This window comes from Pedobacter immunditicola (assembly GCF_037482985.1).
Classification (GTDB): Bacteria; Bacteroidota; Bacteroidia; order Sphingobacteriales; family Sphingobacteriaceae; genus Pedobacter; species Pedobacter immunditicola.
On record NZ_JBBHKC010000005.1, the window covers coordinates 86964 to 101089 of the forward strand.

A 14126-nucleotide genomic window follows, 5' to 3' on the forward strand; every position below is an offset into this window, starting at 1 on the left:
TTGCAATTCAAATTTTATAGAATGGCTAAAGTACAAGTTGGATTGGTGCAGATGAGCTGTACCGCTAATAAGCAGGAAAATTTAGATAAGGCAATCGTTAAAATACGTGAAATTGCTGCGCAGGGTGCACAGGTTGTATGTTTGCAGGAATTGTTTACCTCTCTTTACTTTTGTGATGAAGAGGATTATGAGAACTTCAAACTAGCAGAAACGATTCCTGGTCCCTCAACGGATGTATTATCGAAAGTTGCTGCCGAATTAAATGTGGTTATTGTTGCCTCATTATTTGAAAAAAGAGCAGAAGGCTTATATCACAATACAACAGCTGTTTTAGATGCTGATGGCGCATATTTAGGTAAGTACCGTAAAATGCACATCCCTGATGATCCTGGTTTTTATGAGAAGTTTTATTTCACCCCGGGCGATTTGGGCTACAAGGTGTTTAAAACCAAATATGCGAAAATAGGCGTGCTGATTTGCTGGGATCAATGGTATCCCGAAGCTGCAAGACTGACCTCTTTAATGGGGGCAGACTTTTTAGTGTACCCAACCGCTATTGGATGGGCCACTACCCAGGATGAAGACACTAATCTAGAGCAATATAACGCCTGGCAAACCATACAGCGCTCACATTCCATTGCCAACGGGGTGCCGGTGGTGAGCATTAATCGTGTGGGTGAAGAAGCAGGGGTACAGTTCTGGGGCGGTTCTTTCGTTTCCAATCCTTTTGGTTCCCTGTTATACCAGGCGTCACATGATGAAGAAGAATTGAAGGTGGTAGAGCTCGACTTAACCAAGTCTGATAGTTACCGGACCCACTGGCCTTTTTTACGCGACAGACGCATTGATAGTTATTCACAAATTACAAAAAGATATATAGATGACGAATCTATTTAATGATAGCCCCAAAAAGGCGGGATTTACATTTCCTGCTGAATGGGCACCGCACGAGGCTACCTGGCTAAGCTGGCCACATAAAGAAGCTTCCTGGCCCGGAAAATTAGAAACCATCTATGCACCTTACTGTGAGTTTATCAAGATTGTTGCCCAGGATGAAAAGGTCCGCATCAACATCAATGATGAAGAAACCAAAGCTTTTGCCATTGAAGAACTTCAAAAAGCAGGAGCTGACCTCTCTAATATTGAATTTTACTTCAATCCCACCAATGATGCCTGGTGCCGTGACCACGGACCGGCTTTCTTGCTGAACAAAGATGGAAGTGAAAAAGCAGTAGTAGACTGGGGTTATAATGCCTGGGGTAATAAATATCCACCCTACGACCTTGATGACGTGATCCCGACCAGGATTGCCGAACATTTCAATTTGCCGCTGTTCAACCCGGGTATTGTAATGGAGGGTGGCGCTGTAGAGTTTAATGGTGCCGGCACCGTTTTAACCACCACGGCCTGTTTGTTAAACAAAAACAGAAACCCCAACCTGAGTAAAGCCCGAATTGAGCTTTACCTGATGGAATACTATGGTGCAGAACAGGTACTCTGGCTTGGCGATGGTATTGTTGGTGATGATACAGATGGCCACATTGATGATATCACCCGTTTTGTTAATAAGAATACCGTATTAACAGCCGTAGAAAGCAATCCGCTGGATGAAAATTTTGTCTTGCTTCATGAAAACCTGGAGGCCTTAAAAGGGATGCGCCTGTTAAACGGTGAATCTTTAAACATCATTACCTTGCCCATGCCTTCACCGGTCATCCATGAAGATACCCGTCTGCCGGCCTCTTATGCTAATTTTTATATTGCCAATAAATCGGTGATCGTACCTACGTTCAGGGATGTCAACGACAGCAAGGCGATAGAAATTATCCAGAAAGCATTTCCAGACCGTAAAGTGATTGGAATTGACTCCGTAGACATCATTTGGGGCCTGGGTAGTTTCCATTGCCTGAGTCAGCAGGAACCAGCCGTTAGCCGTTAATTTAAACCATTACTACAACCAGAATTATACATGAAATTACTTGAAGGAAAAACTGCACTGATCACTGGTGCTTCTAAAGGAATAGGCCGCAAAATAGCAGAAACATTCGCAGCACAAGGTGCTAATGTAGCATTTACTTACTTATCTTCTGTGGAGAAGGGGGAAGCTCTTGAACAGGAATTACAAGCTTACGGTACTCAAGTTAAAGGCTACCGTTCTGATGCTTCTAAATTTGCTGAAGCGGAGTCATTGATTAGCGCTATTGTGGCTGATTTTGGAACCCTGGATATCGTGGTCAACAATGCGGGTATCACTAAAGACGGCTTGTTAATGCGCATGACTGAAGAGAATTGGGATGACGTGATCAACGTTAACCTTAAATCTGTTTTCAATGTCACCAAAGCAGCTTCTAAAGTGATGATGAAAAACCGTAAAGGGGTGTTTATCAACATGAGCTCTGTGGTAGGTGTTCAGGGCAATGCAGGCCAGGCTAATTATGCGGCTTCAAAAGCAGGTATTATTGGCTTCTCTAAATCAGTGGCTAAAGAATTAGGCTCACGTAATATCCGCTCTAACGTCGTGGCCCCAGGTTTCATCCGTACCGAAATGACTGATGTTTTAGATCCTAAAGTTGTTCAGGGATGGGAGCAGGGAATTCCATTGAAAAGAGCTGGAGAACCTGAAGATGTAGCTAATGTATGCGTATTTCTGGCTTCCGACATGAGTGCTTACGTTACCGGACAAGTATTGTCGGTATGCGGCGGTATGCTTTAAAACTATATCTAACCTATTAAGGTTTCAAAAAGGCTGTATTGATGGTGCTAAAACACCAATAGTACAGCCTTTTTTCTTGTAGCACCGTTAAGTTAATGGTCATCATCCCTAAAAGCTGTTTTTAGTCAGTTTAAAGAAGAAAAAAGAGGCAGCAAAAGCAATGAATATACAAAAACATTATGTAGCGTAAACTGTTTACTCAGAGTTGAATACATAATCTTTATTTATCAATGGATAACACTGAAGAACTTGTTTTGAAACAGATGACGCTCCAGTCTGATGAAGTATATTTCATTTTCAGTCCAAAAGAAGGCCGTTTCACTTATGTGAACCAGGCCTTTGAGGAGGTAACTAAAAGGAAATGCAGCGAGCTGTTAAAAAACCCAAAGTTGTTGCTCAGGATCATCTTTCCTGAAGACTTAAAATATGTCAAAAACCACCTGAAAGTAATTCAGCTGAAAAAGACCAATACCTTTTTAAGCTTCAGGATCCTGAGGCCTGATCATACAGAACGATGGATGCGGGTCAAGGTATATCCTATTCTGAACGGGAATGAAATTCAATACTTGAGTGGGGTGGCTGAAGACGATTCTGCACGGATCGCCAGCATTTTCAACATGCAGAAAGTAAATGGCTGGAAGAATTCAACCCTGGAGATTTTATCCCATGATTTAAGAGGCCCTATAGGAACAGTAAAAATGTTGGCTTCAGTCATTGCTAAGAAACTCCCTGATAACCCGGAGGTACACAAACTGACAGAGCTGATCGAAGGTATATCCAGACGAAATATTGAGCTGATCAAAAATGTGCTGAAGCGTGAAACACTGGATACTGCGGAAGTGGAGATGAGCAGGGAACGCCTGGATGTTGTTTGGGAAATTAAACAAGCAATGGACATTTATATTAAATCGCAGGAAACCCTTGAGAAGAAGCTGGAGTTCACCTATTCTCACGAGAAGGTGTTTGCCGAGGTGGACAGTATGAAATTTCTGCAAGTTATAAACAACCTGGTTTCCAATGCCATTAAATTTACCCCTACAGAAGGGCATATCAAGGTTCACCTGGAGAAACTGGAAAAGACCTTTCTAGTTACGGTAACAGATAACGGTATCGGCATTCCAAGAAGCCTCCAGCCCATATTGTTTAAAAAGTATACCAAGGCTGGACGGGAGGGCCTTGAAGGTGAAGATACGGTTGGATTAGGGATGTGGATCGTTAGGTTGTTTACCGATGCACATGGTGGAAAAGTCTGGTTCGAAAGTGAAGAAAAAAAAGGCAGCAAATTTTATGTAGAATTCCCTTTGGGGGTAGTAGAGGATTGATTAATCCTTTTTGGCTTCCTTAATGATGACGAAGACATCTTCATTATCTTTCTTCATGAAGTACTTTTCGCGGGCGAACTTTTCGGCAGATTTAAGGTTTGTGCTCAGTTCCCTTAAATTCTTCTTTACCTGGGCAGTTTCTTCCTCATAGAAATCTTTTTCTTCCTGAAGTTTATTCACCTCATAGCGGTATTCATATTGCGAAAGCATGTCGTTTTTATCGAAGAAAAGCATCCATACCACAAAGGCCGCAGTTGCGACAAAATATTTGTTACGGAAGAGTTCGAACAAGCGGTTCATATATACAAATATAAGACAATTACACTAACAAAAAATCCCTGCCGGTTAAAAGGCAGGGATTAATTCGATTATCGTAAATAGATCCCTGCACGAAGCACGGGATGACGAAAACATTTACTAACTATTTTTTTAAGAATTTGAAATCTTTACCAATGAAACGTGCTGAAGAACCTAATTCTTCCTCGATACGTATCAATTGGTTGTATTTTGCAATCCTGTCAGAACGTGATGCAGAACCAGTTTTGATCTGACCACAGTTCAAAGCAACCGCTAAATCAGCAATTGTAGTATCTTCAGTTTCACCACTTCTATGGCTCATTACCGAAGTATAACCACTGTTCTGTGCTAAACTCACTGCATTGATAGTTTCAGTTAAAGAACCGATTTGGTTAACTTTTACCAAAATAGAGTTAGCGATGTTCTTATCGATACCCTGTTGAAGGCGTTTTACGTTGGTCACAAACAAATCATCACCTACCAGTTGTACTTTATCACCGATTGCTCTGGTTAAAGCTTCCCATGCAGCCCAATCATCCTCATCCAATCCATCCTCAATAGAAATGATCGGATATTTGCTGGCCCAGTCTACCCAGTAATTAACCATATCTTCAGAAGACAATTTCTCACCAGATGATTTATGGAAGTTATAAGTTTGTGTCTTAGAATCGTACATCTCAGAAGCGGCAGCATCCATAGCAATCCAGATGTCCTGACCTGGCTTAAAGCCTGAAGCTTCAATCGCTGTTAATACAGTTTCAATAGCCTCCACGTTAGAACCGATGTTTGGTGCAAAACCACCCTCATCACCAACGTTTGTAGAATATCCTTTTTTCTTCAACACAGTTTTCAGGTTGTGGAAAACTTCAGTACCCATTTGCAAAGCTTCAGAGAAACTAGATGCACCTAAAGGCATGATCATAAATTCCTGGAAATCTATTTTATTATCCGCATGAGCACCACCATTCAAGATGTTCATCATAGGTACCGGTAAAGTATTGGCATTTACACCACCGATATAGCGGTATAATGGTTGTCTGCTTTCCTGTGCGGCAGCTTTGGCCACTGCAAGAGAAACACCAAGAATTGCATTTGCGCCAAGGTTTCCTTTGTTTTCAGAACCATCAAGATCGATCATTAATTTATCGATCACATTTTGTTCAAAAACATCAACACCCTGTAATTCTAACGCTATTTTGGTATTTACATTTTCAACGGCTTTTAATACACCTTTGCCCATGTAGACTTTATCATCCCCGTCTCTAAGTTCAACAGCCTCATGTTTACCTGTGCTGGCTCCAGAAGGAACTGCTGCACGGCCCATATTGCCGTTTTCGGTTACTACCTCTACTTCAATGGTAGGATTGCCTCTTGAATCGAGGATTTGTCTTGCATGAACATCAATAATTAAACTCATTTTTATTAGTTTTATGGTTAAAATTGTCTTAGTGTAAATTTTACAATTACTAAGCACATATCCAAAGTTATAATAAATTTTAAATTATCGATTGTATTGCCTAATAATTTGCGTGCGAATTATACTAAAGCGTTGTTATGCAAGAATTAAGGTAAAAACTTATTCCCATTTAAAAACTTTAACGGCAACAGCATAAACCACAATACCCCAGATCAGCATAATTAGGATTTGTGTTTTTACGTCCCATAAACCAGCCCCTTCAAAAGCCACTTTTCGCAAGGCATCATTCAGATAGGTGAGGGGAAGCGCCTTGCTGATGGGTTGCAGCCATGCCGGGAAAGCGTCAATAGGAAAGAAAGTGCCCGAAAGTAAAAACTGTGGCAAGGTCACGATATTAGAGATCGGGGGAATGGTACTTTCACTTTTTGCAATACCAGACACGACAAAGCCAAAGCCCATAAATACGATAACGCCCAGGGTAGCCAGCAGAAGCATGTTAATGACGGTTACAAAGCCGTTGATGAGGGTGAAATCGAAAAAGTAACGGCCCAGGATGATGATAAATAAAGCCCCTAATAAGGAGAAGCCAATACGGGCAAGTCCTTCACCTAAAACAATGCTGGAGCGCCTTACCGGAGTGGCAAAAAAGCGTTTGATAACCAAGGTTTGCCTTAAATTAAAGAAAACGAAAGCTGTACCAAAAACGCCGGTACTTAATAAAGCAAAGCCCAGTTGTCCTGGTAAAATAAAATCAATACTGCGGTATAATCTTCCCGTAACCGTACTTTCATTAAGCGAGGCTACTGTGGGTTTGATGTCCTTGGTATTCAGTGTGTAAAGTAAATTGTTTAATATAGATTTCAGGATGTTCGCTTTATCAAGCGATGCTGAAGTATATTTTACATTAGCAACATAAGCAGGTACCGCTTCGGTATTTTTTTCAACTGCAATGGCGGCATCCAGGTTTCCTTTTTCCAAAGCATCCTGAATTTCTCCGACAGATTTATCTTGATGAAGTCGGATGATGGAAACCTGCTCCAGTGCAGCAATGACAGGGTTATTAAGGTCGGAACCAGGCATTATAGCCATATTTACCTTGATGCTGCCGCCGCCCATAAAACCAAAGACCAATATAAAGATGAGGGGAAAAGCAAGGGTAAAGATCACTGCAGAGGGACTGCGCATGATGGACCTGAAACTTGCTTTGGCAAGGGCCAGGGTAGCCCTGGTGTTATTGTAAGGTTTGTTCATTAATTTCGGTTTATCCCTCGCGCCATTCCTGGCCCGTCAGGTTAATAAAAACATCTTCCAGATTGGCTTTTTTAACTTCTTTTTTGCGTTCAAAGCCACTGTTTACCAAATTATCTATCAAGTTATCTGGTGTATCCAGTGCAATGATATTCCCATGTTCCACAAAGGCCACACGGTCGCAAAGCTGTTCGGCCTCATCCATATAATGCGTGGTAATCACCACCGTGGTGCCATTATTGCGGATGTCTATAATCAAATCCCACAAATTACGGCGTGCCTGTGGGTCGAGACCCGTGGTAGGCTCATCAAGAAATATAATTTTAGGATTATTAATTAAGGTCGTTGCAATGGAGAAACGCTGTTTCTGTCCGCCAGATAAAGCTTTGTATTTTGCTTTTGCCTTATCCTGCAGGTTTACCATTTCCAACATCTCCATGGGCTTGATGTCAACGCCATATAAACCGGAGAAAAGTTCCAGCAGTTCAACCAGGTTCAGGTTAGGATAATAACCTGCTGCCTGCAGCTGCACCCCTATAATTTGTTTAATCTGGTAAGCATCCTTATCCACGGAAAAGCCATCAACAAAGATCTCTCCTGAAGTTTTTGTCCTAAGGGTTTCTATAATTTCAAGCGTAGTGGTTTTACCTGCGCCATTTGGCCCCAGCAATCCAAAGATCTCGTTTTCATAGACGTCAAAACTAATGCCTTGTACCGCAGTAAAGTCATCATATTTTTTTACCAGGTCTTTAACACTAATAATGGCCTTCCTCATATCCATATTGTAAAAATAAAAGGTTTTAAGGAAAAGAAATGGCTCTTTTCCCTAAAACCCGTAAAATATCGTTTATATGTGCTGAAGTTAATCCAGCGTTAGCTTACCAGGCCAGTTCGTTCTTGATCATGTCAATAAAGTCATCAAAAAGGTAACGTGAATCATGCGGACCAGGTGATGATTCAGGGTGGTATTGTACCGAGAATGCTTTTTTACCCTTCACACGGATGCCTTCAATCGACTGGTCATTTAAATTAAGGTGTGTAATTTCTACCTTATCAGAATTTCTAACCTCGTCTGGCACCACACCAAAACCATGGTTTTGCGAAGTTACCTCGCATTGATTTTTAATGATGTTTTTAACTGGGTGATTTAAGCCACGGTGGCCGTTAAACATTTTCATGGTACCAATACCGTTGGCTTGTGCCAGTAACTGGTGACCAAGACAGATGCCGAACATCGGTTTATCAGCAGCCAGAATGTCTTTTACCGTTTCAATGGCATAAGGCATTGCTGCAGGATCACCGGGGCCGTTGGAGATAAAATAACCATCAGCACCCCATTTTTCCATCTCCTCGAAAGTTGTTTTAGCAGGGAATACCTGTACGTAAATATCTCTCTCGTCGAAGTTACGCAGGATGTTCTTTTTGATACCAAGATCCAGTGCAGCGATTTTATAAGTCGCATCTGGAGATCCGTAAAAGTAGGCCTTATCAGTAGAAACCTGTGATGACAATTCTAGTCCGTCCATAGAAGGAACAGCGGCAAGCTTGCTTTTCAATTCTTCCAGATCTAATATTTCGGAAGAAATGATGGCATTCATGGCACCTTTGTTTCTGATGTGACGAACCAGCGAACGGGTGTCAATATCAGAAATGCCGACAATGTTTTCGTCTTGGAAGTAGTCCTGGATAGATCCTGATGCTTCTTTACGGCTATAGCCGATGTTGTAGTTTTTACAAACCAGACCAGCAATTTTGATGCTTTCAGACTCACCTTCCTCTTTATGTATACCATAATTTCCGATGTGAGCATTGGTGGTCACCATGATTTGTCCGAAATAAGAAGGGTCCGTAAAGACCTCCTGGTAACCCGTCATTCCTGTATTGAAACATATTTCTCCGGTAGTTGTACCGATTTTTCCAGCAGCCTTGCCGTAATATACGGTCCCATCAGCCAATAACAAGATCGCAGGTAACTTGATGTAGTTAGTCATGATAATTATAATCAGAAATTAGATTGAAATAAGAGAAAAAATAAAGGGGAATAGTGGCATTGCTGCTGCTTATACTATTAACAAATGTGTTGTTAGGTAACCCGTTCATTTCGGGATACAAAGATACAAGTTTGATAAGTAATATCAATATTTTTTTTAATACTCGTTTACAAGCGCAGAATTCAAATGTAAAACTTAATTTTGTTAGCCTAAACTCGATACAATGTCTGTAAACAAAGAAGTAAAGCGTATTACCACCCATACCTTACAGGAAATGAAAGATCGTGGCGAAAAAATTGCCATGTTAACAGCCTATGATTATTCCATGGCGACCGTTCTTGGCGATGCGGGTATGGATGTTTTGTTGGTTGGTGATTCGGCCTCGAATGTGATGGCGGGTCATGAAACTACTTTACCGATTACGCTTGATCAAATGATTTATCATGCACAGAGTGTCGTTAGAGGTGCGGGTCGTGCTTTTGTTGTGGTAGACCTTCCGTTTGGTTCTTACCAGGGAAATTCTAAAGAGGCCCTGAATTCTGCCATCAGAATTATGAAAGAATCCGGTGCCCATGGCGTAAAGCTGGAAGGTGGGGAAGAAATTATAGAATCTGTACAGCGCATCATCACCGCTGGTATTCCAGTAATGGGTCATTTAGGTCTAACACCACAGTCTATATACAAGTTCGGCACATATACCGTAAGGGCTAAAAGTGAAATGGAAGCAAATAAACTTAAAAAAGATGTGCTGGTATTACAGGATGCAGGTTGTTTCTCCATTGTTCTGGAAAAGATCCCTGCCAAACTAGCTAAGGAAGTAACTGAAAGCTTACATATACCTACGATCGGCATCGGTGCAGGCATGCATTGTGACGGACAAGTATTGGTGGTTAACGATATGATTGGCTTAACCAAGGGCTTTAAACCACGTTTCCTGCGCCAGTATCTTGATCTTTATGAAGGTGTTAAAGGTGCTGCAGAATCTTATATCAAGGATGTTAAAGGGAAAGATTTTCCCAATGAAAAGGAACAATACTAATGCCCATAACGGAGAAAGATATCCTTTTTGAAGATAATCATTTAATAGCGGTTAATAAACGTGCGGGCGATATTGTGCAGGTGGACGAAACCGGGGATGAGTCATTGGATGAAAAGGTAAAAAAGTATATTGCCATTAAGTATCACAAGCCCAGTGATGTTTTTCTGGGTGTGATGCATCGTTTAGACCGCCCGGTGAGCGGTGTTATTTTATTTGCACGGACCAGCAAGGCCCTTGCCAGGATGAATGACGTGTTTAAAAACCGGGAGGTTAAAAAAACTTATTGGGCTGTAGTACGCAATAAGCCGGCAGTTGCGGCCGGTACACTGGTGCACTGGCTGGTAAAAAACACACAAAAGAACGTGGTTACTGCCCATAACAGGGAAGTTGAAGGTAGCCAGCGTGCTGAATTAAGCTATAAGCTCATCGGAGAGCTGGGTGGTTTTTTCCTGCTGGAGGTAGATCCCTTAACAGGGAGGTCACACCAGATCAGGGTGCAGTTGGCCAGCATGGGCTGCCCCATTGTTGGCGATAATAAATATGGTTACCCACGCGGAAGTCGCAAAGGAAGCATCTGCCTCCATGCCCGTAAATTGCAGTTTACTCATCCGGTAAAAAAAGAACCGGTATCTATTTTCGCTAAATTACCTGTAGATGGTTTTTGGGAGCGCTTCGAAGGGTTCTAAATCCTTTAGTCGCAATCTGTTTTTGTTAAAGCAACACCATCTTCATCATACCTTAGTTGCTTTTTGTCCTTAAAAATCATGGAGCCGTCTTTTTCCACCTCGGCTCCAAATCCCTGTATGAGCTTGTTGCCTCTTTTTAAAAATGCCACCTCCCTTTCCGATGTCGTTCCTTCGGCCTCAAAGTTATAAATCAGCAGGAGCGTGTCTCCATTTTTAATTCCACTGACCTTGCCCCGGCTCTTGTCTTTTTCAAAAAAATTATAAGCAAGCTCTCCGGTAACCACTTGATTGGTTTGCTCCAGCGACATGGAAATCGTATCCCGGTTGCTTACATAGCGGTAACATTCCTTCTCTGGCTCGGCTTCATTGACGCTTTCTGCCGTTACTTCATCAGTCGCTGGTGTTTTTGAGTTATTCTGGCAGGCGGAGAAAAGTGCAGCCGTAGCGAGGCATATCATTAGGGGTAATTTCATAAAGCTGGGTTTTCAGGTAATAACAAACGTCGTTGCGAAAAGTTGGGTCTTGCTTATCGAAATTTAATGGTTGCAAGGGCGTTTTTAGGGCCTTGGTAGGGGGTTGGCAGGGCCTTGGTAGGGCTAATTGCCCTGCCAAGGCCCTGCCAACGCTTTGGAAACCCTCCGTTAACCCCCCGGTTAAAATTAGGCTTGATAATGCGTGTGTTCTATACTGGTATGAGTTTACAGCAAAAAAGAGAATTACTGATTAGTGATAAAATTAATTTCTAATAGAAGTTTACAGTGCAATGGTGGGTTACAACATCAATAGAATTGGTTAATCAAATGTTTGCTTCCATACGCTAATTAATCGTAAATTTAATCGTATAACTAAAAATGTCATGAAAGTAACGGCCATTATCGATGATAAACTTATTCAGGAAGCAATCAGGTATTCAAAGTCTGCTACGATAACTGATGCATTAAAGATTGCTTTAAAAGCATATATAAATTCTCAAAAGCTCAAAGAATTGAGTCAGCAAGTAAAGAATAATCCGTTGGTGTTTAATTGTTCCGCTGAAGATTTAAGAAGTATCAACAGAAAACGATGATTATCATTTTAGATACGTCCATATGGATCGAATATTTTAGAGGAACAGCTGAGTATTTTGATACATGCCAACAGTTATTAGAAAAAGGTGAGGTGAGTACTATCGAAATTATCTTTGCGGAATTGCTTCAGGGAACTCTAAATAATAGTGAAGCAGACATTGTCAAAGCGTATTACGAACTGATTGTTAAGGTTGAGATTGACAATTTATATATTTTAGCGGGCGAATTTTCAAGGCAAGAAAAGCTAGTGAATAAGGGTATTGGGCTCATCGATGCTTGTATAATAACTGCAACCTTAAAGTCAAATGCTAAACTTTGGACATTGGATAAAAAGATTAAAAATTACTTAAGCGATGAGTTTCTCTTTGTCACTTGAGATTCAATTTGAATAGAAAAAAGAATCAGAATTTCGCGAGGAAGCAATTATCGGGTCATTAGTCGGGTGAACGACATCGACGCTAATTTCCAGCTGTTATTCTCCTTTTGATAAACTTCTGTCACCGTGAATGGATTGGTCACCTCATTGTCTTCAACAACCGCTAACAGGGTGATCCTGTTCAAAAGGATAGCCTGCTTCCTGTGCATTACTTTGGTAGACAAAGCGGCAAACAATGCAATTGTGAGGTACAGCAATTTCTTCATCCTTTTCTTCGTTTTTTTGATTTCTCTAATCAATTTCAGGCGTTTTAGCTAAAACGGCCAGGTTACAAAGTTCTATAATCTTTATTAGTAATTGGTATACAAATCACTGCTTTTTACTACCAATATTACTGATTAAAAAAAGGAGGACGCTGATGAAACGTCCTCCTTTTTAACTATTTTTATTTGCTTGTTCCGGTTACCAGACAAAAGTACCAACCGCTCCGGCGGGTAAGTTTGTGGCTGCAACCTTGCCATCATCTTTAATGTTAAAATTCTGGGCAGTGGTACCGGTATTGGTCACAATTAGTACTTTCTTACCATCCGGCGTTTTAAAAGCCACGTTAGGTAAGTTGCTTAAATTATTTGAAGCGATCCGCACTGAATTTGAAGGAACAAACTTCGATGCGTGTCCAATCACATAATAAGCCACATTTCTGGTCACTGCCGGGGCAATGGTGATCGCACCTAAACAGGTTACGCAGCCACCATCAGTGTGCGGACCGTATGCTGGATCAGCAGCAACATTCCACTCCAGTACATTCCTGCTCCAGTTACGCGTGGCACCAATAATAAGGGTAGAAACATGCCATTTTAAGTCTTCAGCGAAGTTTCCTGGCCCACCAACCCACTGTTCCGTGAAATAGATATGCTTGTCTGGGTGTGCCTCATGAACTTTCGATAAGGCATCGATCGTGCCGCCATACAAGTGGAAGGCAGAACCATCAACATATTTTTTAGCCTCAGGATCATCTAAAATAGAAATAGGATACTCCGGCTTATCGGCATTATGGTCGTAGGTAATGATTTTTGTCTTGATGCCTTCCGACTGGAAAAGTGGGCCCAATGCTGTTTTGATGAACTTAGCCTGATCTGCTGCTTCCATGTACATACTTGGTACATTTCCAGGATGCAGGGGCTCATTTTGTATGGTAATCGCATCAATCGTGATATTCTGGGCTTGCATGGCCCTGATGTATTTTACAAAATAACGAGCGTAACTCTGGTAATATTCAGGTTTTAAACTACCGCCTTTAAAGCTTTTGTTGTCCTTCATCCAGGTTGGTGCAGTCCAGGGAGAACCTAAGATTTTAATGGAAGGGTTTAGCTGCACGATCTTCCTTAGAACCGGAATCAGGTCCGCCATTTCTATGGCTATAGAAAATTTATCCTGGTTTACATCAGCTTCCCCATCCGGAAGTTCGTTGTACGTAAAGGTATTTGCACTTAAATCAGAAGCCCCGATACTAATCCTTAAATAGTTGCTGCCAATACCATTTCCTTCTGGCGAATAAAGCTCCTTAATCAAGGCATCTTTTTCGGCTTCTGGCAAGCCATTAATTAAGGTGGCACTTCCACCTGTTAAGGTATAACCGAAACCATCAATGGTCTGGAAGGTTTCTTTCTCATTGATTTCAATAACGGGGTTTGTTTGACCGGTAGCATCAACAAAATTTAAAACCGAGTCCTGCTTCGTCAGTAAGGCAGATTTATCTCCTGTGGTTAACCAAAAACCAATGTCACTGGTAGCCGCTATATCTGCTTGCGGTGTTTTTTTTGAAGCACATGCGCTGAATAGGAGGACAGCAGACAAGGCGATGATGTTTTTGGGTTTCAGCATGTTTTTATTAAGCATAATTGATGTTGTTTTGATCAGCTATTATTTTGTAAACTGAACACCTTTGTGCTGTTGCATTAAAAACGCTG

The 14126-nt window shown here is 41.4% G+C and carries 16 protein-coding genes; 8 read left to right on the top strand and 8 right to left on the bottom strand.

From position 1 onward, the window contains the following. Nucleotides 1-21 precede the first annotated feature (21 nt). From WG905_RS09905 to WG905_RS09920, 4 genes are all read left to right on the top strand, one after another. A complete protein-coding gene (locus tag WG905_RS09905; protein ID WP_339591557.1) occupies nucleotides 22-897 on the top strand; it encodes a carbon-nitrogen hydrolase in 876 nt (291 codons plus the stop codon). Next, complete coding sequence (locus tag WG905_RS09910; protein ID WP_339591558.1) at nucleotides 881-1939, top strand: agmatine deiminase family protein; 1059 nt, start codon at nucleotides 881-883, stop codon at nucleotides 1937-1939. The genes WG905_RS09905 and WG905_RS09910 overlap by 17 nt, the downstream gene beginning before the upstream one ends. A gap of 30 nt (nucleotides 1940-1969) precedes the next feature. Further along, complete coding sequence (gene fabG / locus WG905_RS09915) at nucleotides 1970-2713, top strand: 3-oxoacyl-[acyl-carrier-protein] reductase (protein ID WP_339591559.1); 744 nt, start codon at nucleotides 1970-1972, stop codon at nucleotides 2711-2713. 230 nt (nucleotides 2714-2943) lie between these two features. Continuing rightward, nucleotides 2944-4035 carry a PAS domain-containing sensor histidine kinase gene (locus WG905_RS09920; protein WP_339591560.1) on the top strand — a complete coding sequence of 364 codons (1092 nt, stop codon included), beginning with the start codon at nucleotides 2944-2946 and terminating at the stop codon, nucleotides 4033-4035. Here the strand turns inward: WG905_RS09920 and WG905_RS09925 are convergent, their stop codons facing one another. The 5 genes from WG905_RS09925 to carA form a co-directional block, all read right to left on the bottom strand. Next, nucleotides 4036-4335 (bottom strand): FtsB family cell division protein, encoded by a 300-nt coding sequence (locus WG905_RS09925; protein ID WP_339591561.1) that lies wholly within the window; start codon nucleotides 4333-4335, stop codon nucleotides 4036-4038. A gap of 121 nt (nucleotides 4336-4456) precedes the next feature. Next, complete coding sequence (eno, locus tag WG905_RS09930) at nucleotides 4457-5749, bottom strand: phosphopyruvate hydratase (RefSeq protein ID WP_339591562.1); 1293 nt, start codon at nucleotides 5747-5749, stop codon at nucleotides 4457-4459. A gap of 159 nt (nucleotides 5750-5908) precedes the next feature. Then, entirely contained in the window at nucleotides 5909-7000 is a 1092-nt protein-coding gene (locus WG905_RS09935) for an ABC transporter permease (protein ID WP_339591563.1), read from the bottom strand. A gap of 10 nt (nucleotides 7001-7010) precedes the next feature. Then, nucleotides 7011-7778, bottom strand: coding sequence for an ABC transporter ATP-binding protein (locus WG905_RS09940; RefSeq protein WP_339591564.1), 768 nt, complete (start codon nucleotides 7776-7778; stop codon nucleotides 7011-7013). Between the two features lie 97 nt (nucleotides 7779-7875). Further along, the gene (gene carA, locus WG905_RS09945; protein WP_339591565.1) at nucleotides 7876-8988 is read right to left on the bottom strand and encodes a glutamine-hydrolyzing carbamoyl-phosphate synthase small subunit; all 1113 of its coding nucleotides are present in this window, start codon (nucleotides 8986-8988) and stop codon (nucleotides 7876-7878) included. A 223-nt stretch (nucleotides 8989-9211) separates the two neighbouring features. Here carA and panB point away from each other — a divergent pair, with 223 nt between their 5' ends. Together panB and WG905_RS09955 are read left to right on the top strand one after the other, a co-directional pair. Continuing rightward, on the top strand, nucleotides 9212-10027 hold the full coding sequence (panB, locus tag WG905_RS09950) for a 3-methyl-2-oxobutanoate hydroxymethyltransferase (protein ID WP_339591566.1): 816 nt from the start codon (nucleotides 9212-9214) through the stop codon (nucleotides 10025-10027). Further along, nucleotides 10027-10713 (top strand): RluA family pseudouridine synthase, encoded by a 687-nt coding sequence (locus WG905_RS09955; protein WP_339591567.1) that lies wholly within the window; start codon nucleotides 10027-10029, stop codon nucleotides 10711-10713. Before panB ends, WG905_RS09955 begins: the two co-directional genes overlap by 1 nt. A gap of 5 nt (nucleotides 10714-10718) precedes the next feature. Here the strand turns inward: WG905_RS09955 and WG905_RS09960 are convergent, their stop codons facing one another. Then, entirely contained in the window at nucleotides 10719-11186 is a 468-nt protein-coding gene (locus tag WG905_RS09960) for a hypothetical protein (protein ID WP_339591568.1), read from the bottom strand. 383 nt (nucleotides 11187-11569) lie between these two features. On the opposite strand from WG905_RS09960, the gene WG905_RS09965 reads away from it, so the two are divergent. Further along, nucleotides 11570-11779, top strand: a complete 210-nt coding sequence (locus WG905_RS09965) for a type II toxin-antitoxin system VapB family antitoxin (protein ID WP_339591569.1) — start codon at nucleotides 11570-11572, stop codon at nucleotides 11777-11779. Next, nucleotides 11776-12156 carry a PIN domain-containing protein gene (locus WG905_RS09970; RefSeq protein WP_339591570.1) on the top strand — a complete coding sequence of 127 codons (381 nt, stop codon included), beginning with the start codon at nucleotides 11776-11778 and terminating at the stop codon, nucleotides 12154-12156. The genes WG905_RS09965 and WG905_RS09970 overlap by 4 nt, the downstream gene beginning before the upstream one ends. Before the next feature lie 47 nt (nucleotides 12157-12203). On the opposite strand, the gene WG905_RS09975 is transcribed toward WG905_RS09970, so the two are convergent. Both WG905_RS09975 and WG905_RS09980 read right to left on the bottom strand, forming a co-directional pair. Continuing rightward, nucleotides 12204-12422 carry a hypothetical protein gene (locus WG905_RS09975; RefSeq protein ID WP_339591571.1) on the bottom strand — a complete coding sequence of 73 codons (219 nt, stop codon included), beginning with the start codon at nucleotides 12420-12422 and terminating at the stop codon, nucleotides 12204-12206. Nucleotides 12423-12618: 196 nt separating this feature from the next. Next, nucleotides 12619-14055, bottom strand: coding sequence for a glycoside hydrolase family 30 protein (locus WG905_RS09980; RefSeq protein ID WP_339591572.1), 1437 nt, complete (start codon nucleotides 14053-14055; stop codon nucleotides 12619-12621). Nucleotides 14056-14126 lie beyond the last annotated feature (71 nt).